Source organism: Pseudomonas sp. PICF6 (assembly GCF_009831705.1).
Classification (GTDB): domain Bacteria; phylum Pseudomonadota; class Gammaproteobacteria; order Pseudomonadales; family Pseudomonadaceae; genus Aquipseudomonas; species Aquipseudomonas rhizophila.
The window spans coordinates 262,290-283,542 of sequence record NZ_WUUD01000018.1 but is presented as its reverse complement, the minus strand read 5'-3'; the positions used below and the strand labels follow the sequence as shown (position 1 = coordinate 283,542).

General features: G+C 60.8%; 19 protein-coding genes and 1 pseudogene. 13 read left to right on the top strand and 7 right to left on the bottom strand.

Translation table 11 applies throughout. The features are described from left to right. From GSM73_RS27255 to GSM73_RS12375, 3 genes and pseudogenes are all read right to left on the bottom strand, one after another. On the bottom strand, positions 1-1,317 hold a 1,317-nt coding region (locus tag GSM73_RS27255), incomplete at its 3' end, for a type VI secretion system Vgr family protein (protein WP_256676884.1). Positions 1,318-1,545: 228 nt separating this feature from the next. Continuing rightward, positions 1,546-2,694 (bottom strand): carboxylesterase, encoded by a 1,149-nt coding sequence (locus GSM73_RS12380; RefSeq protein WP_076386648.1) that lies wholly within the window; start codon positions 2,692-2,694, stop codon positions 1,546-1,548. A 224-nt stretch (positions 2,695-2,918) separates the two neighbouring features. Further along, positions 2,919-3,130 (bottom strand): annotated as a pseudogene (locus GSM73_RS12375) (response regulator); the annotation flags it as partial. Positions 3,131-3,337: 207 nt separating this feature from the next. Between GSM73_RS12375 and GSM73_RS12370 the strand changes: the two are divergent. The 5 genes from GSM73_RS12370 to GSM73_RS12350 all read left to right on the top strand — a co-directional run bounded on the left by GSM73_RS12370 (position 3,338) and on the right by GSM73_RS12350 (position 7,057). Next, positions 3,338-3,697 (top strand): co-regulatory protein PtrA N-terminal domain-containing protein, encoded by a 360-nt coding sequence (locus GSM73_RS12370; RefSeq protein WP_160892703.1) that lies wholly within the window; start codon positions 3,338-3,340, stop codon positions 3,695-3,697. 168 nt (positions 3,698-3,865) lie between these two features. Further along, a complete protein-coding gene (locus tag GSM73_RS12365; RefSeq protein WP_256676883.1) occupies positions 3,866-4,165 on the top strand; it encodes a hypothetical protein in 300 nt (99 codons plus the stop codon). A gap of 79 nt (positions 4,166-4,244) precedes the next feature. Continuing rightward, the gene (locus tag GSM73_RS12360) at positions 4,245-4,493 is read left to right on the top strand and encodes a DUF2933 domain-containing protein (protein ID WP_076384697.1); all 249 of its coding nucleotides are present in this window, start codon (positions 4,245-4,247) and stop codon (positions 4,491-4,493) included. Positions 4,494-4,498: 5 nt separating this feature from the next. Then, positions 4,499-6,856: a heavy metal translocating P-type ATPase gene (locus GSM73_RS12355; protein ID WP_160892701.1), complete on the top strand. Its 2,358-nt coding sequence runs from the start codon at positions 4,499-4,501 to the stop codon at positions 6,854-6,856. A 33-nt stretch (positions 6,857-6,889) separates the two neighbouring features. Beyond that, entirely contained in the window at positions 6,890-7,057 is a 168-nt protein-coding gene (locus GSM73_RS12350) for a heavy-metal-associated domain-containing protein (protein ID WP_076384701.1), read from the top strand. Between the two features lie 188 nt (positions 7,058-7,245). Here the strand turns inward: GSM73_RS12350 and GSM73_RS12345 are convergent, their stop codons facing one another. Continuing rightward, a complete protein-coding gene (locus GSM73_RS12345) occupies positions 7,246-9,489 on the bottom strand; it encodes a TonB-dependent receptor (protein WP_256676882.1) in 2,244 nt (747 codons plus the stop codon). Positions 9,490-9,922: 433 nt separating this feature from the next. Here GSM73_RS12345 and GSM73_RS12340 point away from each other — a divergent pair, with 433 nt between their 5' ends. From GSM73_RS12340 to GSM73_RS12305, 8 genes are all read left to right on the top strand, one after another. Further along, positions 9,923-10,774, top strand: a complete 852-nt coding sequence (locus tag GSM73_RS12340; protein WP_107322490.1) for a putative selenate ABC transporter substrate-binding protein — start codon at positions 9,923-9,925, stop codon at positions 10,772-10,774. Beyond that, on the top strand, positions 10,771-11,568 hold the full coding sequence (locus tag GSM73_RS12335) for a phosphonate ABC transporter ATP-binding protein (RefSeq protein WP_160892697.1): 798 nt from the start codon (positions 10,771-10,773) through the stop codon (positions 11,566-11,568). Before GSM73_RS12340 ends, GSM73_RS12335 begins: the two co-directional genes overlap by 4 nt. Next, positions 11,562-12,389 carry an ABC transporter permease gene (locus GSM73_RS12330; protein WP_160892695.1) on the top strand — a complete coding sequence of 276 codons (828 nt, stop codon included), beginning with the start codon at positions 11,562-11,564 and terminating at the stop codon, positions 12,387-12,389. Before GSM73_RS12335 ends, GSM73_RS12330 begins: the two co-directional genes overlap by 7 nt. Further along, positions 12,386-13,153: a phosphonate ABC transporter, permease protein PhnE gene (phnE, locus tag GSM73_RS12325; RefSeq protein WP_076384900.1), complete on the top strand. Its 768-nt coding sequence runs from the start codon at positions 12,386-12,388 to the stop codon at positions 13,151-13,153. The genes GSM73_RS12330 and phnE overlap by 4 nt, the downstream gene beginning before the upstream one ends. Positions 13,154-13,351: 198 nt before the next feature. Next, entirely contained in the window at positions 13,352-14,731 is a 1,380-nt protein-coding gene (locus tag GSM73_RS12320; RefSeq protein WP_160892693.1) for a UDP-glucose/GDP-mannose dehydrogenase family protein, read from the top strand. 173 nt (positions 14,732-14,904) lie between these two features. Next, positions 14,905-15,612 (top strand): HPP family protein, encoded by a 708-nt coding sequence (locus GSM73_RS12315; RefSeq protein ID WP_076384904.1) that lies wholly within the window; start codon positions 14,905-14,907, stop codon positions 15,610-15,612. 134 nt (positions 15,613-15,746) lie between these two features. Continuing rightward, positions 15,747-16,853, top strand: a complete 1,107-nt coding sequence (locus GSM73_RS12310; protein ID WP_160892691.1) for an enoyl-CoA hydratase/isomerase family protein — start codon at positions 15,747-15,749, stop codon at positions 16,851-16,853. 3 nt (positions 16,854-16,856) lie between these two features. Then, a complete protein-coding gene (locus GSM73_RS12305; RefSeq protein ID WP_160892689.1) occupies positions 16,857-18,008 on the top strand; it encodes an acyl-CoA dehydrogenase family protein in 1,152 nt (383 codons plus the stop codon). A gap of 126 nt (positions 18,009-18,134) precedes the next feature. On the opposite strand, the gene GSM73_RS12300 is transcribed toward GSM73_RS12305, so the two are convergent. The 3 genes from GSM73_RS12300 to GSM73_RS12290 are packed head-to-tail and all read right to left on the bottom strand — an operon-like array spanning position 18,135 to position 21,246. Then, on the bottom strand, positions 18,135-18,908 hold the full coding sequence (locus GSM73_RS12300; RefSeq protein ID WP_047226494.1) for an enoyl-CoA hydratase: 774 nt from the start codon (positions 18,906-18,908) through the stop codon (positions 18,135-18,137). A 13-nt stretch (positions 18,909-18,921) separates the two neighbouring features. Beyond that, a complete protein-coding gene (locus GSM73_RS12295; RefSeq protein WP_047226495.1) occupies positions 18,922-20,049 on the bottom strand; it encodes an acyl-CoA dehydrogenase in 1,128 nt (375 codons plus the stop codon). Between the two features lie 9 nt (positions 20,050-20,058). After that, entirely contained in the window at positions 20,059-21,246 is a 1,188-nt protein-coding gene (locus tag GSM73_RS12290; protein ID WP_160892687.1) for an acetyl-CoA C-acyltransferase, read from the bottom strand. Positions 21,247-21,253 lie beyond the last annotated feature (7 nt).

Below are 21,253 nucleotides of genomic sequence, written 5' to 3'. Positions count from 1 at the left end.
GAGGAAGCTGACGATCACTTCCTGACCGATCCGCGGGATCTGCACCGCCCCCCAGTTTTTGCCAGCCCAGGCTTGGGACACGCGAATCCAGCAGGAGCTGTTTTCGTTGGATTGGTCATGGCGATCCCAGTGGAAATGCACCTTGACCCGGCCATACTGGTCGGTCCAGATCTCCTCGCCACTGGGGCCGACCACCACGGCGGTCTGTGGCCCGCGGACAATGGGCATGGGCGTCAGAGGGAGAGGGCGGAAGGCTTGGCTGGCATCCATGCAGTCCAGTTCGCTGACGAACTGTTCGGCTAAATCTGACTGTCCGCTTTCATAGACTTCCTGACGGATCTGATAGCGCGCGACCACCACCAGGTATTCGCGATTCTGGTCCGCACGGTCGTAACCCGTCAGCGTGAACAAATGACCGGAGCCCAACCCGCGGGCCCGGCCGCGCAACTGCACGCGCTCGAACTGGCTGTGAATGGCTTCGATGCGGGTGCGTGCGTAGTGATCGCCATCGTTGCTCTGCAGGTATTCACCGGGGTAGTCATACAGCGGATGGTCACCGTTGCTGTGGTTGCGTACCACGCTGGAGCGCACCTCAAGGCTGGCGCGCGGGCGCAGGAAGTCATAGTCGTTCAGCGCCAGCGAACCCGGCTGGACTTCCCGCGCCAGTTGCCAATCATAGAAATGATCGCGTTCGCGCATCTGCCGATCGGGCGGATAGAAGGGCACCGAGTCGTAGTCCGCTGGCGTGGAGTGAGCACCATAAGCGTCGGCCAGCACCAGAACATGACGCTCCTTTTCATGGCGGAAGTAGTAATAGATGCCTTCCTGTTCCATCAGCCGGCTGACGAAATCGAAGCTGCTTTCGCGGTACTGAACGCAATATTCCCACTCACGGTAGCTGGCGCTGAGGCTGTCTTCAAAATCAGAGAAACCCAGGTCGCGAAACACCTGCTTGATGATGTCCGGCACGGTCTTGTTCTGGAAAATCCGACAGTCCGAGGTCCGCGTGAGCAGCCAGAACCATGGCCGCAAACTGACGCGGTAACCCGCGAACTGGCCGTGACCGGTCAGTTGCCGGCAGCTGCTGATAATGCCGTGGAAATAGCGTTTGCCGCCGTTGTACAACTCCAGGGTCAAACCCATCGGTTTGCCCAGCAACTGATCGAACTTGATCGCCCGGTCTTCGGAGGTAAGGTCCAATTCGTAGTGAAACAACCGCCCCAACTCTTCGCTGCCATCCATGCTCTGCAACAACAGGACATCGCCACCGAGAGGACTGTCGACCTGTACCAGACGGTTGTTTTGGGTGATTGCCATCTACGGCTTCCTTGGCTCGTGTTCGGGCATCCGTTCGCCGTAAGGAAGGCAGCGGCGTATCAGCAATACCGGCCAATGACGGCCCCTCAGATGTTCAAGATAGGTGACCGGTGGTCGCTGACTTAGGTTATTTGGTTATAGTTTCATTCTAGAACCGCACCAACAGTGATGAGCACCAGCAACTAGGCTCCAGACAGGAGGAGGGGCCCGACGGCAAGGGGCGGGCGATTATCGTGTGTTTGCCACAGTGGAATGTTCTTGAGCCCCGGCCTCCAGCACCTGCACCATCACCTCGGATTGCCAGGCGAAGTACGGGTTGTAGGTCAACCGTGCATGGACTTTACCGGGCTCACGATAACCCCAGTCCGAATACCAGACAGGGCCACCTGCCTGGCATTGTTGGTAAGCCGTGTCGCTCTGGCCGTTCCAGCACAGACGCTGGTTACCCTGGCGACCATATTGCGGATTATCGGGGGAGAACAGCACGCCCATATGGGAAAACTGACTGATCTGCTCGGCCGGCAACTGGTCGCTGCGCACCAACAGGCGCGGACTTTGCAATTCGTTGGCGAGGTTGCCGTACCAGATCATCCGCGACCCCGGGTTGGGGAAACGCCGATTGAAGGCGTCCCGTACAAACTCCACATCCACCACCGAGTCATGGGCCGCACTGACCACCAGCACCGGGCGGTCGAACGCCTGCGATGCCAGCTTGCTGCGCACGGCGGTACTGCTTAGGTAAAACTGGGCGAAGCCATTGGTTGGCACGTTCTGGTAGCGCAGGGACGTCTGCTGTGGGGCCGCGCTGGTCGGCTGCCGTAGCCATGGTTTGACCTTCGCCAGCCACGGCAGCACCCAATCAAACCCAACATTGGACTTGAACGCCGGGGAAAACAGCAGCAGCCCAGCGATCGACTGATCGTCCATGGCGTACGCCACAACCAGGTTGGCACCGGTGGAGAAACCGCCCAGGTAAACGTGGCCGACATCCTTGCGTAGCAGCGTCACCTGTTGTTCCACGGTTCGACGCCAATCATTGATGTCAACGTCGAGCATATCGGCCGGCCGAGTGCCGTGGCCGGGCAGCAGCACGGTGCGTACCCGATATCCCTGGCTGGCCAGTTGTGTCGCGACATCTACGAATGAGCCAGGCGAATCGCCAAGGCCGTGAACCAGAAGAACGCCTCTACCATTGGGCTGCGCGGGTACCCATTCACGGGGAGCGTTCCAAGCCAGCTCCAAGGTGTGGTCGGGATTCTGAAACTGCCGATTACGCTCAATCTGCGCCAGGGTTTGCAGGCGGTAGTCGCCAAAGCTGACCGGCGCCGGCTGGGCGACCTCAACCGGAGCGCGCGCGCAGCCGGCAAGGCCGATCATCAAGAGCGCGTAGAGTGCTTTCATTGGGGTTTCCATATGTCCATTTGATGTCCTATCGAGAGCGATAGATGTACCACGTGGGTCGCAGTGCACAAAACCCGGAAGAGTTACTTTAGGTGGGGGGAGCTGACGTCAGGGTGACGGGTGGCTGACAGGGGTGCGAGTAAACGCGCTCTATACACATGCTGTTTAACAAGTGGTAGCTTTCGAGCATGCTCTGTGTGGTCTTTTCCTGTGGCGCGTACCATGCAGCACTTCCCACCCGTCCAGCCCAGGCATCATCACATCTAGGATCAGGAGGTCATAGGACTCACTCAGCGCGTGCTGTAGAGCATCTGTACCGGTCATAACCCGGTCCATTGAAGCCCGCTTCACTGAGGCCTTGCTGCAGGTATGCACCGGTTTTGGGTTCATCTTCAGCTACCAGTAGTTTCATGCGAGCAGACTCCAAATATCGGGTGGCCTGAATTTGCAGGCAAACCGCGCCCCCAACCAGAAGCTTACGAAAATGTAATTCTGACTTCAGGTCACTGACAGGGTGGCTTGTCTAGGGTGCAAGCACGAGCACTAGGTTGTGCTCTCGGCCCTCGACAGACCAAAAGCAGAGGTGCCGACCATAGTTTGCACTGTTGGAGACTGCCCCATGAAATCGCTGAAACCTTTGCTTCTGGTTGGTTCGCTACTGCTGTCTTCTATGGCTTGGGCCGAAGGGGGCAGCGACCGTGTATTCGAGCGCATCCAGCAGATGCGTGACAAAGCAGAAGCCGTACTGATCCACGCGGAGAAGGCCCCGGTCGGCGAGCGGCATGTGCACATGAAGGAGCATATGAACATGCTCGAAGACATCATGAGCCAGCTGCACAACGAACATCCCGCGCCAGACATGTCTGCCGAAGAGCACCTGGCCTGGATGGAAAAGCATGACAAGCTGGTAGACGACGTGCTGGGTCAAATGATTCGAGAGCACAAGCTGATGATGGCCGACAAGGAATGCCATCAGTAAAGGATTTCCCCCATCTTCCAGGCCTTTCGTGATTGCTCCTTTGGCCTAGCAGCGCCTCTATGGCGCGTTGCTTTTTCCCAGCTGACGCAATTGTAGTTTTGGGGTCAGCGGCCTGGCAGCAAGCGGGGAATAGCATGAGATTTCCAGCACCCATCGCGAGGTCTCACCATGAAAGGCTTATCCTTTAAGCTGCTGATCAGCACTCTGTTCATTAGCACCACTTTTCCGGCATTTGCCGAGGCCGGCGGCAATAGAAATGGCATCGGGCAGCAGACCCAGGCGACTCCGGGAACTCGTACCATCTTGGTAAAGATGGACGACATCAACTACAGCCAGAAAACGATCGATGTGAAACCGGGTGAAACCGTGCGCTTCGTTCTGAAGAACGAGGGCGCGTTGATGCACGAGTTCAACATCGGGCAGACAGCTTCCCAACTGGAACACCAGCGTAAGGTGATCGTACGCTGACGTCTATTGATACTCGTCAACTCCGCCCAGTCTGAGACACCTATGCTGATCCAGCTGCCATTGAAACGAGGCTATTGTCATGGACCATACCCATCACACCAGTACCACTGAACCGCCTTTTTGGAAGAGCAAGATTGGCATTGCGCTGATCATGCTGGCCGTAATCGGCATCTTCTATGTGGCACGCGAGCATTACAGTCACATCTCGCAGGCCCTGCCATACCTCATCCTGCTGCTATGCCCGCTTATGCACCTGTTTGGCCACAATCATGGCGGGCACTCCCACGCTAGCGGTGCCACGGTCTCCAAGGATGAAGATAGGAAATAAATCGCATGCGAAATTCCTCCAGCCACGATCACGGACATGCACACAACTCGCACGGTCAACCGGAAAGTCAACGCGACCCCGTGTGTGGCATGGAGGTGAAATCTGATAGCCCATACCGCGAGAGCGTTGAAGGGAGGACCTATCGCTTCTGCAGTGCCAAATGCCTGCAGAAGTTTCAAGTTGATCCCCACTCGTACATGGGCCACTCGTCTCATGAAGCACATCAGCATACGAGTCAGTCCCCGATATCGGCACCAGAAGGAGCCGCATATACCTGTCCGATGCATCCTGAGATTCGCCAACCGACCCCTGGCAACTGCCCGATCTGCGGCATGACGCTGGAGCCTGTCATCCCGGAACTGGAAGAGGAGGAGAACCCGGAGCTGAAGGACTTCTCACGGCGGTTCTGGTGGACCCTACCGCTGACCGTCATCGTGACCGTGCTGGCGATGGCTGGCCATTCCTTGCAACTGTTTCATGGCACGACCCAGAACTGGGTTGAGCTGGCTCTGGCGACGCCCGTGACGCTATGGGGTGGCTGGGTGTTCTTCGCCCGCGGCATTGACTCCATCCGGCACCGCAGCCCCAACATGTGGACGCTGATCGGTTTGGGAACGGCTGCTGCCTACTTATACAGTTTGGCCGCTACCTTGGTTCCGCGGTGGTTTCCGGCGGCCTTTGTCCAGGACGGACGTATCGGCGTCTATTTTGAAGCAGCCGCGGTGATTATCTCACTCACGCTGTTGGGCCAAATGCTCGAACTAAAGGCCCGCTCGCAGACGTCCGCAGCTATCAAATCGCTGCTGGGACTGGCGCCAAAGACAGCGCGGCGCATCAGGCCCGATGGAGTAGAAGAGGACATTCCTCTGACTCATGTCCATCAGGGCGATCATCTGCGTGTCCGGCCAGGCGAGAAGGTTCCTGTAGATGGCACTGTGCTGGAGGGTGAGAGCGCAGTCGACGAATCGATGCTCACCGGCGAGCCAGTACCGGTTACCAAGCGGATAGGCGATGCCCTTATCGGTGCCACCCTGAACACCCACGGCAGCCTAGTGATGGAGGCGCAGAAAGTGGGTGCCGAAACTATGCTGTCGCAGATCGTGCAGATGGTGGCCAAGGCCCAGCGCTCCAAGGCCCCCATGCAGCGTATGGCTGATGCGGTGGCAGGGTATTTCGTGGTCGGGGTGATCCTGATCGCGGTCCTTACGTTCTTCGGCTGGGGGCTATTCGGGCCGGAATCAGGCTGGGTATTTGGCCTGATTAATGCGGTGGCGGTGCTAATCATTGCGTGTCCCTGCGCTCTTGGTCTGGCAACCCCGATGTCCGTCATGGTTGCGACTGGCAAGGCCGCTAGCTGCGGTGTGTTGTTCCGCGATGCCAGCGCCATCGAAAATCTATGCAAGATCGACACGCTCATCGTCGACAAGACTGGAACCCTGACCGAGGGGCGTCCCGTATTCCATAGTGCGGAAGGGACAGGCGGTTACGACTCCAATGAAGTGCTGCGCCTGGCTGCTAGTCTCGACCAGGGTAGTGAGCACCCGCTGGCTCATGCCATCGTCGATCATGCGCGTGGTCAAGGCATTGCACTGGTCAAGCCGGCTATTTTCGAGTCTGGCTCGGGCATTGGTGTGCGCGGGCAGGTCGATGCTCATCAACTGCAGCTCGGCAACACCGCGCTGATGGACGAGGCGGGTGTCGATATTACCCCGCTGCGTAATCGCGCCGAACAACTGCGTCTGGAAGGCATCAGCATCATCTATTTGGCCGTTGATGGTCGCCTGGCGGGACTCCTGGCCGTTTCCGATCCGATCAAGCCTACTTCTCAACAGGCTGTCTCCAAGCTTCAAAGCGAAGACGTGAAGGTCATCATGGCCACTGGTGATGGCCTCACCACAGCAAGAGCCGTGGCGAAGCAGCTCGGAATCGAGGAAGTGCATGGTGAGGTCAAACCGCAGGATAAGGAGAATCTAGTCGCCGATTTGCAGGGCTATGGCCGTCGTGTCGCCATGGCGGGTGATGGCATCAACGATGCGCCCGCCCTGGCCAGGTCTGACGTAGGTATCGCCATGGGCACCGGTACCGATGTGGCGATGAACAGTGCCCAAGTGACGCTGGTCAAAGGAGAGCTGATGGGCATCCTGCGAGCGCGCACCCTGTCAGTGGCGACCGTGAAGAACATGAGGCAGAACCTCGCCTTTGCGTTCCTCTACAACGCGATGGGAATCCCGCTAGCGGCGGGGCTGCTTTACCCGCTAACGGGGCATCTTCTGTCGCCCTTGATTGCTGCGCTGGCGATGAGCGTCAGTTCGGCGTCGGTGGTCTTCAATGCTCTGAGGTTGAAATCAACGGACATCGGCTAGTCTCCCAGACCACCGGCCAACGGCTGGGCCTTATTGGGCTGGGGCAGTTGCGTGAATAAAATCACGAAGGTCATCCAGGCGCTGGATCAGAACGCACGGGTAGAAGTGGATCGAGCAGCCGGCAAGGTCACCGTTGAGAGCATAGAAAGTGCCGAATCGATCCGCATTACCGACGGCCTGGAGAAGGACAGCACGCAATGAATAAACACTTCCCACACATGTCGTTTAACATAATATACATTACACGTAACAAAGTATGTCGCTACCAGCCGGACTATCCAGCAGATTTTCCACCAGACGCTTCCCCTCACCATCACCCACAAGCATCACTGAAAACCAATTCACCGCGCACCAATCCCTTGGCGAGCGTCATCACGGCAACCACCAAACTACCAGCGCGTGCGCAACGTCATGCCCATGCTGCGCGGGTCGCCGGTAAGCACTCCGTAATCACCTGCACCAAGCCGAGGGTAAACGGCGGTGATGTAGTTCTCGTCGAACAGATTGCGCGCCCACAGTTCGGCTTCCCAACGCCTGTTGCTGCGGCGCAGTCCAAGACGCAGGTTGGTCAGCCCATAGGATGGCTGGTAGCTGCCCTGGCCACCTTCGAGCGTGCCGTAGTAACCGCTGCGGAATTTGTAGTCCAGGGCGCTGAACAGCTCCAGGCCATGCTCCAGTGGGTAGCGATAGTCGATTCCGGCGTTGGCGTTCCACTCTGGAGCGTTGAACACGCGTTGACCTCCCAAATCGCACGACCACTGCGCGCTGGTTGGCGAGCACGGCGCGTTGGGGAAATCCCGGTAGCGCGCGTCACTCCAGGCGATCCCCAGCCTCAGGTCAACCCGTTCGCTGGCACGTAGCTGCGCGTCCAGTTCGATCCCGCGCAGGCGCACTTTGCCGACATTGATCAGGTTGTCGCGGATCGGCGGCGAGAACTGGTCCGCCGGCGCACGGTTGGTCAATGCCTGGTAGTCGTCGACATCGGCCTGGTACACAGCCAGATCGAGCACGCCTCGTTCGTTCCAGAAGCTGCGCTTGAGGCCCACCTCGACCGAAGTGACCCGCTCCGCATCGAATGTCGATGAGACATTGGGGCCGATTACGTCGAGATTGATGCCACCGGCCTTATAACCGCGTGACCAACTGGCATAGCCGAGCAGGTCATCGGCAAACTGGTAGCTGAACGTCAATTGTCCGGAAAGGTTGCTCTCCTCGATCGCATCACGTCGGTAGTACTCGCCGCCGAGTGCGACGCTGCGCAGCAACGGGCCCGCCAACTGCGAGATCAGGTCAGGGCCCAGTGGCGCCAACCCCGAAACGCTGCGCGACAGCCAGCCCTGTTTGCGCTCGCGGGTGTAACGCAGCCCTGGTGTGATCGCCAAGCGGTCCGTGGCATGCCAGGTGAGTTGACCGAACACAGCGCGGCTGTCGGTGCGTTGCTGACCGTCGAAGTCCTGCTGCGCGCCATCGAGCAATGACGGGGCAATCATTCCGGGCGTAATGCCCAGCCAGTCGATTTCCGGGCGATCCCCCAGAAAATAAGCGGCCGCGTCCTCGCCGAAACGCACGCCCACCTCGCGGTTCAACTTCTGCCGCAAATAATAAAGGCCCACCACGTAGTCGAAGTGTTCGTTGGGCGAATCGGCCAGGCGCAACTCCTGGCTGAATTGATGGTGATCGAGCTTCACGGCGGCGTTTTCGGCCACCGACAGCGGCATACCATCGCCGTCCTGGTCCGCATCATAGGTCCAGTCGCGGTAACCGCTGATGCTGGTCAGCGTGGCGCCACTGTCGAGCAGCCAGTTCAACTCCAGCGTAGTGCCGGTCTGCAGCGTCTTCACCGTGTTCGGTTCGTCTTGCTGCACGCGACGCGCATAAGGATCTATCGGCAGTTGGCGGTAGCTAACGAAGGCGGCTCGATCAATGCTCGTCTGGCTGTAGTTGCTGGCCGCAAAGACATTGCCCTGCTCGTCCTGCCAACCATACTCACCGATCAGTCGCGCGCTGAATGTTTCGCTCGGCGTCCACATCAACTGTCCCCGCAGGCCCTGGCGGTTCTGGTCACCCAGGTGGCTGCCGTCGTAAGTGTTCTCTATGAGCCCGTCGCGCTCTACGTCGTAGCCGGTCAGGCGCCCTGCCAACACCCCATCGATCAGCGCGCCTGAAACCGTGCCGCGATACTGACGCAGGCCATCACTGCCGACCGAGACCTCGCCATTGCCTTGCGGCTCGAAGGTGGGCGCGCGGCTGCTGATGTTGATCGCACCTGCCGTGGTGTTTTTGCCATATAGGGTGCCCTGTGGCCCCCGCAACACCTCGACCCGCTCGATATCGACCAGGTCGACCAGCGACATGCCTTGGCGCCCGAGGTAAACCCCATCGAGAAACACCCCGACACTGCCGTCCAGGCCATCGTTGTAGGAGCTCGAACCGAGTCCGCGAATACCGTAGCTGGCGTAACGCGCACTGGGCACGGCCACCAACAGACTCGGCACGCGCTGCTGCAGGTCCTCGGTACGGTAGATGCCGGCATCGTTCAATTGCTCGCCATTGAGCACGTTCATGGCAATCGGCACGGCCTGCACGCGCTCCTCGCGGTGGCGGGCAGTGACCTTCACCTCGTCGAGTACCAAGACCGAAGGCCGGCCAGCCTCCGCCTGTTCAGCACCAGGATCCTGATCATCGGCCTGGGCCCCACTCAGATAGAACCAACATACAACATGAAGCAGGCATCCATAGCGCACTCGGGGCTCGATCATCCTGGACACAGCAAACCTCTGATAGCGAACTGACATATAGCCGCTGCGAGGCTACATCATTCAGACTATGGAAAAAATCGTAAACGCTCGGGACAATCCAGTCCCAGGGGGCGGTAACAGCCAAGAACTGTTTGCATCGCGCGTTCGAGCTTGTAGGATCCGCGCATTGTGACTGGATGGCCGAGATTCACCAGGGCCAAAAACGACCGTTATCACACTCATTCGTCTACCCTCACAAAGCGCCATGCGGTTGTTCGCGAGTGCCTGGCGCTTCAATATTCCTGCGTTAACGTACCGGAGATTTTCCATGCTCAAGCGTTCCCTGGCATTGGCCGTCGGCTTGACCCTGTCTTTCAGCGCCTTGCTGGCCCAGGCCGCCGACACCCTGAAAGTCAGCGCGATTCCCGATGAAGCCCCTACCGAACTGCTGCGCAAGTTCAAGCCCTTGGGCGCTTATCTGGAACAACAGACCGGCATGAAAGTCGAGTTCATTCCCGTAAGCGACTACCCCGCGGTGGTCGAGGCGCTGGCGACCGACCGCATCGACCTGGCCTGGCTGGGTGGTTTCACGTTCGTGCAAGCACGCTTGAAAACCGGTAATGCGATCCCGCTGGTGCAGCGCGAGCAGGACGCCCAATTCACCAGTAAATTCATCACCGCCGACCCTGCGGTCAAATCCCTCGCCGACCTCAAGGGCAAGACCTTTGCATTCGGTTCAGTGTCTTCCACCTCTGGCAGCCTGATGCCGCGATATTTCATGCTCCAGGACGGCATCAAGCCGGAAAGCTACTTCAGCCGCGTAGGTTACTCGGGCGCCCATGACGCCACCGTCGCCTGGGTCCAGGCCGGCAAAGTGGACGCTGGGGTACTGAACGCCAGCGTCTGGGAAAAACTGGTCGCCGCCGGCAAGGTCGACACCGCCAAGGTCAAGGTGTTTGCCACCACCCCGGCCTACTTCGACTACAACTGGACGGTGCGCGGAACGCTCGATCCGGCGCTGGCAGCCAAAATCAAGGCAGCCTTCCTGGCACTCGACCCGGCAAATCCGAAGGACAAGGAAATCCTCGATCTGCAGGCTGCCAGCCGCTTCATCGAAACCAAGCCTGAGAACTACAAGGGCATCGAGGAAGCCGCACGCGCCGCCGAATTGCTCAAATGACATTACATCTGACCCAGGTCAGCCTTACCCACGCCAACGGTGTCCAGGCGCTACGTGGCGTGGAGCTGCACATCGGTGCCGGCGAACAGGTCGCCATCATCGGTCCGTCCGGTGCGGGTAAATCGAGCCTGCTCAATCTGCTGGGCACGGCCCTGCGACCGGGTCAGGGCGAAATGCAGGTGCTCGGTGAAACGGCCTGGCAGTTATCTGCCCGCCAACGACAGCGCCTGCGCGCGCGCATCGGCTTGATCCACCAAGCGCCGCCCCTGCCACCGCGCCAGCGCGTAATCACTGCGGTGCTGGCCGGCAAACTGGGTCAGTGGGGCATGGGCAAGAGCCTGCTGAACCTGCTGCACCCGCTGGATGTTCCCGGCGCACGGGCGGCATTGGCCAGGCTGGATCTGAGCGACAAGCTGTTCGCGCAATGCCAGCAACTCTCCGGCGGGCAGTTACAACGCGTTGGGATTGCCCGGGTGCTGTATCAGGCGCCCGAGGTGTTGCTGGCCGATGAACCTGTTTCGGCCATGGATCCGGTGCTGGCCGAGCACACCCTTTCAGTGCTCTGTCGCCATGCCCGGGAGCACAACGTCACCCTGGTCGCCAGCCTGCATGCGGTGGACCTGGCCTTGGCGCACTTTTCGCGGATCATCGGCCTGCGTGACGGACAGATCCTGTTCGATCTGCCGACCGATGCCGTCGACCGTGAGCGGCTCGACAAACTCTACGCCAATGAGCAGTTGATGCCCTCGCCCCCACCGCCCTCCCCCTTGAGTGTGCAAATCCCGCGATGCTGACACGCGATACCCGAGACCCCGCCAGCGGCCCTCGCCTACTGCTCTGCCTGTTGGCGCTTGTCCTGCTGTGGCCGGGCATCCACTTCAGCGAGCTGGACCTTGGCGTGCTGGTGACGAGCGACAGTCAAAGCGAGATGGGCCGGTTTGTCTCGGCCTTCTGGCCGCCGGCCCATGGCGAAGCGTTCATTGAGCTGCTATTGCAAGCCACCTTGCAGACCTTGGCCATTGCCACGGCGGGTATGGCTTTGGCATTGCTGTTCGCCGTTCCCGCCAGCCTGCTGGCCAGCCGTGCGCTTTCGCTGTCTGCGGCCTCCCGGGGTGGCCAACCGGGCTATTGGGGGCAACTGCTGCGCTGGCCGGTACGCGGTCTACTGATCTTCCTGCGCAGCGTGCCGGAAATCATCTGGGCCCTGCTCTTCGTCCGCGCCGTCGGTCTGGGTCCGACTGCCGGGGTATTGGCCATCGCCATTACCTACAGCGGCATGTTGGGCAAGGTCTACGCGGAAATCTACGAGTCGGTCGACCAGCGTCCGGCACATGCACTGTTGCAGGCTGGCAGCGGCCGACTGACAGCCTTCTGCTACGGGATCCTGCCCAATGTCGCGGCGGAGCTGCTGTCCTACACGGTGTATCGCTGGGAGTGCGCCATCCGCGCCTCGGTGGTGATGGGCTTCGTCGGTGCCGGTGGCCTGGGCCAACAAATGGACCTGTCGTTGCGCATGTTCGCCGGCGGTGAAGTGGCCAGCATGCTGTTGACGTTCCTCGTCCTGGTCCTGCTGGCCGATCAACTCAGTCGCCTGCTGCGCTGGAGGCTGGCATGAACCGCCTGTTCAACGCGATATTGCTCCTGTGCATCGGTGCAGCCGTCGTCGCCTCGTTCGCCTATCTGGGCATCGACCTCGGCCAGCTTGGCGACAGCGGCAACCTGAACCGGATGGGCGCTTATGCCCAGCGTTTCCTCAGCCCGGACCTGAGCCCGAGCCATCTGAAAGCAATCGGCCACGGTGCCCTGGAAACCATCGCCATGTCCGCCCTTGGCACCCTGCTCGCCGCGGTGTTCGGCCTGGTCCTGGCCCTCCCCGCCGCCGGGCGCTTCGGTTGGCCGATGCAAAGCACCTCGCGCCTGGTACTCAACGCCTTGCGCGCGGTTCCTGAACTGGTGTGGGCGGCGCTGATGGTCTTGGCTGCTGGGCTGGGCCCCAATGCCGGCACCCTGGCATTGGCGCTGCACACCACCGGCGTGCTCGGCCGGCTGTTCGCCGAAGCGCTGGAAAACACCCCACCCGAACCGGCCGAAGCCATTCGCCTGCAAGGCGGCAATGCCGTGTGGGCGTTCTGTTACGGCACCCTGCCCAACCTGATGCCGCAGCTGTTGGCCTACATCCTGTACCGCTGGGAAAACAACATCCGCATGGCCAGCGTGCTGGGCTTCGTCGGCGCCGGCGGATTGGGGCAAATGCTCTATGTCAGCCTCAGCCTGTTCCAGGAGGCGCAGGCCAGCACGGTGATTCTGGCGATGCTGCTGCTGGTCCTCGCGGTCGACTCGCTGAGCAGTTGGAGTCGTCAACGCTGGGTCAAGGCCTGAAAGCTGCCGCGTAGCGGCGAGTTTGGCTCCCTGCGTTCAGATCAGAGCGGCGCCCCTCACTTCCCCACGGGTTGACCGCAACCGCTGCAGCCTGTCAGCGAACTGAAATATCCCCGACTTATTCTGCTGAGGCGCGCATTGCGGCGATGTGCGGGTTGTACGTGCCTGCCCGTTCGGAAGTCATCCAGGGAGTCCGCCATGAAAATAAGTGTATTCGGTAGTGGTTACGTGGGATTGGTGCAAGCGGCGGTGTTGGCCGAGGTGGGCCATGACGTGGTGTGCATGGACATAGACGAACAGAAAGTCGAAAGCCTGCGCCAGGGCCAGGTGAGTATCTTCGAACCCGGTCTGGCCGCGCTGGTCCGTGAGGGGCTGGAGGCCGGACGTCTGCATTTCACCCACGATGAAAAGCTCGCGGTGCAGCACGGTCAGGTGCTGTTCATCGCCGTGGGTACGCCTTCCAGGGAAGATGGCTCGGCCGATTTGAGTCAGGTCCTGGCCGTCGGTGAGGCGGTCGCTCGTTACCGCGAACTACCGGTCCTTGTCGTGGAGAAATCCACTGTACCGGTGGGTACCGGCGACGCCCTGCGGGCGCACATCGACAAATGCCTGCTCAAGGCCGGCCGTTTGTTGCAGTTCGATATCGTGTCCAACCCCGAGTTTCTCAAGGAAGGCTCGGCAGTGGCCGATTGTCGCCGTCCGGATCGCATCGTGATCGGCTGCGAAAGCAATGAAGTGCGCGACACCATGCGCGACTTGTACGCGCCCTTCAATCGCAACCATGACCGGATCCTTTTCATGGACCTGCGCAGCGCCGAGCTGACCAAGTACGCAGCCAACGGCATGCTGGCGACGAAGATCAGCTTCATCAACCAGATCGCGGAGCTGGCGGAACACCTGGGTGCTGACATCGAAGCCGTGCGCCTGGGCATCGGTGCCGACTCGCGCATCGGTTATCACTTCATTTACCCGGGCTGCGGCTACGGTGGCTCGTGTTTTCCCAAGGACATGCGCGCGCTTATCCACACGGCTGAGCAAGCCCACTGCTCCAGCGATCTGTTGCAAGCGGTGGAAACCATCAACCAACGGCAGAAGCACAAGCTGTTCGAACGCATCCAGGCGTTCTACAAAGGCGATTTGCGCGGTAAAACCTTCGCGGTGTGGGGCTTGGCCTTCAAGCCCAACACCGACGACATGCGCGACGCACCGAGTCGTACCCTGCTGGAGGCGTTGTGGGGTGCCGGTGCCAGTGTCCGCGCCTTTGACCCCGAGGCCATGCAGCAGACCCAGCAACTGTATCCCGATGAATCGAAGCTGATGTTGATGGGCACGCCGGAATCGGTTTTGCCGGGGGCCGATGCACTGGTGATCTGCACTGAATGGCAACCGTTCAAGGCGCCGGATTTCGACCTGATCCAGCAACGGCTCAAGGCTGCGGTGATTTTCGATGGCCGCAACCTGTATGACCCGGACCGCATGGCAGACAAGGGCTTTACCTATTTCCCCATAGGGCGCGGGCAATCGTGCAACCTGCCTATCGCTCAGCAAACCTGGTTTCAAGCGTCCAGAAGCGCATGATCTTCTTTACTTCAAAATAAGTGCACTCAAACAGCATTAATATGAATTTGTAAGCAAGGGCCGCGAACGGCACACTGTGCATCGTTCCTCCCCCAACTGTTGGAACACTTAAAGGGCTTTCAGGGATTCTCCCGTAAGCCCCTTTTTTTGTTCGTTTTTTGGATTTTCGCTTGATGCTTTCTCGCTGGTTCCCCGCTGCTATCAATACCCGCCCCACCGAATGGAGCCGGGCCGCCATCGGTATGGCCCTGGGTACGATGTTCAGTGTCTGGCTGTGCGGCCAGGTGTTTGGCCTTGAGGTGGCGCAACACTTGATTGGCCCGCTCGGCGCCTCGGCCGTGCTGTTGTTTGCCGTCTCCTCAGGCGCCCTCGCCCAGCCCTGGTCGATCTTCGGCGGTTACTTGTGCGCCTCGGTCGTGGCATTGCTGGTGGCCCATGTCCTGGGCCGTACCCTGGGGAGCGCCTGTCTGGCGGCCGGCATGGCGCTGGTGTTGATGTGCTGGCTGCGTTGCCTGCACCCTCCGGCGGGCGCCCTGGCGGCGACGATGGTATTGGCCGATCCGTCGATCATCGCCCTGGACTGGCAGGCCGTCGGTGCCGCGATGCTGGCCGGTTCCACCCTGCTCTTGAGTGCATTGGCCTATAACAACCTGACGCGCGTGCGCTACCCCAAACGCGCCAGCGAGCCGACGCCGGTCATTCCCGCCGACCATTCGCCCATCGACCGTCAGGCCATTACGGCTGAGGACTTGAAGCTCGCTCTTGAGCAAATGGAAGCATTCTTTGACGTAACCCCCGAAGATCTCGAGCAATTGATCCACGCCAGCGAACGCAATGCCAGGCGTCGCAGCATCACGGAAGTCCTCTCGGGTCGCGGCTGAGCCTGAGGCTGCTATAAATATGCAGACAGGACCTGCACGTATCCCGGTTGTGCAAGGCAAATTTGCACTGGTACGATCCTGACCGGGTACGCGCGACACAATTCATAAAGAACAATAAAAGCAGGGAGTTAGCGATGACAGCTCAGGTTTCATCACAAGCCTCGGGACCCATCGGAGCCGTGGCTCATGAAGTGCTGGTCGAAGTACGCAACCATATCGGCCACTTGACCCTGAACCGCCCCGCCGGCCTCAATGCCCTGACGCTGGAAATGGTGCGCAGCTTGCAACAACAGCTCGATACCTGGGCTATGGACCCACAGATCCGCGCCGTGGTACTGCGTGGTGCCGGCGAGAAAGCGTTTTGCGCCGGCGGCGATATCCGCTCGCTGTACGACAGCCACAAGCAGGGCGACAACCTGCACCAAGACTTTTTCGTCGAGGAATACGCCCTCGACCTGACGATTCATCACTACCGCAAACCCATCCTCGCCTTGATGGACGGTTTCGTCCTGGGCGGCGGCATGGGCTTGGCGCAAGGTGCCGACCTGCGGGTGGTGACCGAACGCAGCCGCCTGGGCATGCCGGAAGTCGCCATCGGTTATTTCCCCGACGTCGGGGGCAGCTATTTCCTGCCGCGCATTTCTGGCGAACTGGGCATCTACCTGGGAGTCAGTGGCGTACAGATCCGTGCTGCCGACGCGCTGTATTGCGGGCTGGCCGACTGGTATCTGGACAGCGACAAGCTCGATCGGCTCGATGAACGTCTCGACCGCCTGGAATGGCACGACACGCCCCTCAAGGACCTGCAAGGCCTGCTGGCGAAACTCGGCATGCAGCAGTTGCCTGCCCCGCCTCTGGCCGACCTGCGCCCGGCCATCGATCACTTCTTTGCCCTTGCGGACGTGCCCAGCATGGTCGAGCAGTTGCGTCAGGTCACCGTCGCCAACAGCCATGAGTGGGCGCTGAAAACCGCCGACCTGCTGGAGACCCGCTCGCCCCTGGCCATGGCCGTAACCCTGGAAATGCTGCGTCGCGGCCGGCATTTGAGCCTGGAAGACTGTTTTGCCCTGGAACTGCACCTGGACCGTCAATGGTTCGAGCGCGGCGACCTGATCGAAGGCGTGCGCGCCTTGCTCATCGACAAAGACAAGAACCCGCAGTGGAACCCGCCGACCCTGGAGGCGCTGGACAAGCGCCACGTGGCGAGTTTCTTCGACGGCTTCGACGACCACGGGAACTGAACCATGCACGACCTTGAGCTGACCGAAGAGCAAGTAATGATCCGCGACATGGCCCGGGATTTTGCCCGCGGCGAGATCGCCCCTCATGCCCAGGCCTGGGAAAAAGCCGGCTGGATCGACGACGCCCTGGTGGCGAAGATGGGTGAGTTGGGCCTGCTGGGCATGGTGGTGCCCGAGGAATGGGGCGGTACCTACGTCGATTACGTGGCCTATGCCCTCGCGGTGGAAGAAATCTCCGCGGGCGATGGCGCCACCGGGGCGCTGATGAGCATTCACAACTCGGTGGGTTGCGGGCCGGTCCTCAATTTCGGCACCGACGAACAGAAACAGACCTGGCTGGCCGATCTGGCCAGCGGCCAGGCCATTGGCTGCTTCTGCCTCACCGAACCCCAAGCCGGGTCCGAAGCCCACAACCTGCGCACCCGCGCCGAACTGCGGGACGGCCATTGGGTGATCAATGGCGCCAAGCAATTCGTCAGCAACGGTAAGCGGGCGAAACTGGCGATTGTTTTTGCGGTGACGGATCCTGAGCTGGGCAAGAAAGGCATTTCGGCGTTTCTGGTGCCGACCGACACGCCGGGCTTCATCGTCGATCGCACGGAACACAAGATGGGTATCCGCGCTTCGGATACCTGCGCCGTGACCTTGAACAACTGCACCATCCCCGAAGCCAACCTGTTGGGGGCTCGCGGCAAAGGCCTGGCGATTGCCCTCTCCAACCTGGAAGGCGGCCGCATCGGCATCGCGGCGCAGGCCTTGGGCATCGCCCGTGCAGCGTTTGAAGCGGCCTTGGCTTACGCGCGGGACCGGGTGCAGTTCGACAAGCCGATCATCGAGCACCAGAGCATCGCCAACCTGCTGGCCGACATGCACACCCGCCTGAACGCCGCCCGCCTGCTGATCCTCCACGCCGCCCGCCTGCGCAGCGCCGGCAAGCCATGCCTGTCGGAAGCCTCCCAGGCCAAGCTGTTCGCCTCGGAAATAGCCGAAAAAGTCTGCTCCTCGGCCATGCAGATTCATGGCGGGTATGGGTATCTCGAGGATTATCCGGTGGAGCGCTACTACCGCGATGCGCGGATTACCCAGATCTATGAAGGGTCGAGCGAGATACAGCGGATGGTGATTGCCCGGGAGTTAAAGAACTACCTGGTGTGATGGCTGAAAAAGCATCGCGAGCAGGCTCGCTCCCACATGGGATCTTTGGTGTACGCAATCTCTGTGTACACCTCCGAACCCTGTGGGAGCGAGCCTGCTCGCGATGGCGTCAGTCAGGACGCCGCATTACTTGTCCTGAAACTCCGCCGCCCGCTTGGCCACGAACGCCGCCATGCCTTCCTTCTGATCCTGCGTGGCAAATGCCGCATGGAAGACCCGGCGCTCGAAACGCACACCTTCGGACAGGCTGACTTCAAAGGCGCGGTTGACGCTTTCCTTGACCATCATGCTGATAGGCACTGACTTGGAGGCGATCAGAGCGGCGGTTTTCAGCGCGTCGTCGAGCAATTCATCAGCCGGCACGATGCGCGCAACGATGCCGCAACGCTCCGCTTCCACTGCATCGATGAAACGGCCGGTCAGGCACATTTCCATGGCCTTGGCCTTGCCCACTGCGCGAGTCAGCCGCTGGGTGCCGCCCATGCCCGGCAGTACGCCCAGGTTGATCTCCGGCTGACCGAACTTGGCATTGTCACCGGCCAGGATAAAGTCGCACATCAACGCCAGCTCGCAACCACCGCCCAAGGCAAACCCGTTCACCGCCGCGATGATCGGCTTGCGCCGGTTGGCCACGCGGTCGCTGTCGCTGAACAAGTCATCGAGGTAGATCTGCGGGTAGGTCAGCTCGGCCATTTCCTTGATGTCGGCACCGGCGGCAAAGGCTTTTTTCGAGCCGGTCAGCACGATGCAGCCAATCTTTGGATCAGCCTCCAATGCATCCAGCGCCTGGTTCAGCTCGCTGACGATCTGCGCGTTCAAGGCGTTCAACGCCTGGGGACGGTTGAGGGTGATCAGGCCAACGCGGTCCTTGATCTCCAATAAAATCGTTTCGTAGCTCATGCAGGACTCCTGTTCAAAGATTGCGCGAAATGACCATGCGCTGAATGTCGCTGGTGCCTTCGTAGATCTGGCAGACGCGCACGTCGCGGTAGATGCGCTCCAGCGGAAAATCGTTGAGGTAACCGTAACCGCCCAGGGTTTGCAACGCCATGGAGCAGACTTTTTCGGCCATTTCCGAGGCGAACAGCTTGGCCATGGACGCTTGCACCAACGCCGGCTGGCCGTTGTCGCGCAAAGCAGCGGCGTAATGGACCATTTGCCGCGCCACGGCGATCTGGGTGGCCATGTCAGCCAGACGGAACGCCACGGCTTGGTGTTCGATAATCGGCTTGCCGAAACTTTGCCGCTCGCGAGCATAGTCGCGGGCCGCTTCGAACGCCGCGCGGGCCATGCCCACGGACTGCGCCGCGATACCGACCCGTCCGCCTTCCAGGTTCGCCAGGGCGATCTTGTAGCCCTCGCCCTCCTCCCCCAAACGGTTGCCCACCGGAACACGGACATCCTCGAACAGGATCTGGCAGGTGTCGGAGGCGTGCTGGCCCAGTTTGTCTTCGACCCGCGCCACGCTGTAGCCCGGCGAATCGGTGGGCACGATGAACGCACTGATGCCACGCTTGCCGGCGCTCGGATCGGTCACCGCAAACACAATCACCACCCCGGCGTTCTGCCCGGAGGTGATGAACTGCTTGCAACCATTGAGCACGTAGTGATCGCCCTCCAACCGTGCCCGGGTCTTGAGGCTACTGGCGTCCGAACCGGCCTGGGGCTCGGTCAATGCAAAGGCACCGAGCATCGCACCGCTGGCCAGGGGGGTGAGGAATTTGGCCTTCTGTTCATCGCTGCCGAACTTGAGGATCGGCACGCAGCCCACCGAGTTGTGCACGCTCATGATGGTCGAGCACGCCCCATCGCCGGCGGCGATCTCTTCCAGGGCCATGGCATAAGTCAGGTAACCGGTGTCGCAACCGCCCCACTGCTCCGGCACGAGCATGCCGAAGAAACCCAGTTCGGCCATTGCAGCAATGGCTTCCTTAGGGAAGCGGTGCTCGCGGTCCCACTCAGCGGCGAACGGTTTCAAGCGCTCCTGAGCGAACTGCCGGGCCACGTCGCTGATTTGAGTCTGTTCTTCAGTCGGGAGCATGGTGATTCCTTAATACAGGCATTCAACGGCCATGGCCGTGGCTTCGCCGCCACCGATGCAGATGGCCGCGACGCCACGCTTGAGGCCTTTCTGGCGCAGGGCCGAAAGCAGCGTCACCAGGATCCGCGCGCCCGACGCACCGATGGGGTGGCCCAGCGCGCAGGCGCCGCCATGGACGTTGACCTTGTCGTGGGGGATCTCCAGCGCGCCCATGGTCGCCAACGCCACCACTGCGAAAGCCTCGTTGATTTCAAACAGCTCCACGTCGTCGAGCGACCAACCGGTTTTGTCCATCAGTTTCTTCACCGCGCCGATGGGGGCGGTGGGGAACAGGCTCGGCGTGTCGGCAAAAGCGGCGTGGCCGTGAATCACCGCCAACGGCTTCAGGCCTCGCTCCCGGGCCTGGCTCTGGCGCATCAACACCAGCGCTGCGGCACCGTCAGAGATGGAGCTGGCATTGGCTGCAGTGACCGTTCCGCCCTCACGGAACGCCGGTTTGAGCGAGGCGATCTTGTCCAGACGAGCCTTGGGCGGCTGCTCATCGTGGCGCACGGTGACCTGTTCCTTGCCGACCATGACCTGCAACGGCACGATCTCGGCGTCGAAGCTGCCGTCCTTGATCGCCTGTTGGGCTCGGGTGGTGGAAGCGATGGCGAAAGCATCCTGGGCTTCGCGGCTGAAACCATTGGCTTCAGCGCAATCTTCGGCAAAGGTGCCCATCAGGCGGCCCTTGTCGTAGGCATCTTCCAGGCCATCGAGGAACATATGGTCGAGCACCTTGCCGTGGCCCATGCGCAAACCGCTGCGGGCGCGGTCGAGCAGATACGGGGCGTTGGACATGCTTTCCATCCCGCCAGCCACCACCACCTCGGCGCTGCCGGCGATCAGCATGTCATGGGCAAGAATTGCCGCCTCCATGCCCGAACCACACATCTTGTTGAGCGTGGTGCAGCGGGTCGATTTATCGAGCCCGGCCCCCAGTGCGGCCTGGCGCGCCGGAGCCTGGCCCTGGCCTGCCGCGAGCACACAGCCAAACAGCACTTCTTCAACCGCATCAGGGGCAATGCCGGCCCGCTCCACGGCAGCTTTAATGGCGGCGGCTCCCAGTTGCGGAGCGCTGAGGCTTTTCAGTTCACCTTGAAAGCCGCCCATGGGGGTGCGGACGGCGCTGACGATAACAATCGGATCGTTGGACATGACAATT

Coding starts and splice junctions, on each gene's coding strand:
- GSM73_RS12380 (WP_076386648.1), bottom strand. CDS start 2,694: ATGATCGGCCTTGCCGGCTGCGCGCGCGCTCCGGTTGAGGTCGCCCAG.
- GSM73_RS12370 (WP_160892703.1), top strand. CDS start 3,338: ATGAAATCGCTGAAACCTTTGCTTCTGGTTGGTTCGCTACTGCTGTCT.
- GSM73_RS12365 (WP_256676883.1), top strand. CDS start 3,866: ATGAAAGGCTTATCCTTTAAGCTGCTGATCAGCACTCTGTTCATTAGC.
- GSM73_RS12360 (WP_076384697.1), top strand. CDS start 4,245: ATGGACCATACCCATCACACCAGTACCACTGAACCGCCTTTTTGGAAG.
- GSM73_RS12355 (WP_160892701.1), top strand. CDS start 4,499: ATGCGAAATTCCTCCAGCCACGATCACGGACATGCACACAACTCGCAC.
- GSM73_RS12340 (WP_107322490.1), top strand. CDS start 9,923: ATGCTCAAGCGTTCCCTGGCATTGGCCGTCGGCTTGACCCTGTCTTTC.
- GSM73_RS12335 (WP_160892697.1), top strand. CDS start 10,771: ATGACATTACATCTGACCCAGGTCAGCCTTACCCACGCCAACGGTGTC.
- GSM73_RS12330 (WP_160892695.1), top strand. CDS start 11,562: ATGCTGACACGCGATACCCGAGACCCCGCCAGCGGCCCTCGCCTACTG.
- phnE (WP_076384900.1), top strand. CDS start 12,386: ATGAACCGCCTGTTCAACGCGATATTGCTCCTGTGCATCGGTGCAGCC.
- GSM73_RS12320 (WP_160892693.1), top strand. CDS start 13,352: ATGAAAATAAGTGTATTCGGTAGTGGTTACGTGGGATTGGTGCAAGCG.
- GSM73_RS12315 (WP_076384904.1), top strand. CDS start 14,905: ATGCTTTCTCGCTGGTTCCCCGCTGCTATCAATACCCGCCCCACCGAA.
- GSM73_RS12310 (WP_160892691.1), top strand. CDS start 15,747: ATGACAGCTCAGGTTTCATCACAAGCCTCGGGACCCATCGGAGCCGTG.
- GSM73_RS12305 (WP_160892689.1), top strand. CDS start 16,857: ATGCACGACCTTGAGCTGACCGAAGAGCAAGTAATGATCCGCGACATG.
- GSM73_RS12300 (WP_047226494.1), bottom strand. CDS start 18,908: ATGAGCTACGAAACGATTTTATTGGAGATCAAGGACCGCGTTGGCCTG.
- GSM73_RS12295 (WP_047226495.1), bottom strand. CDS start 20,049: ATGCTCCCGACTGAAGAACAGACTCAAATCAGCGACGTGGCCCGGCAG.
- GSM73_RS12290 (WP_160892687.1), bottom strand. CDS start 21,246: ATGTCCAACGATCCGATTGTTATCGTCAGCGCCGTCCGCACCCCCATG.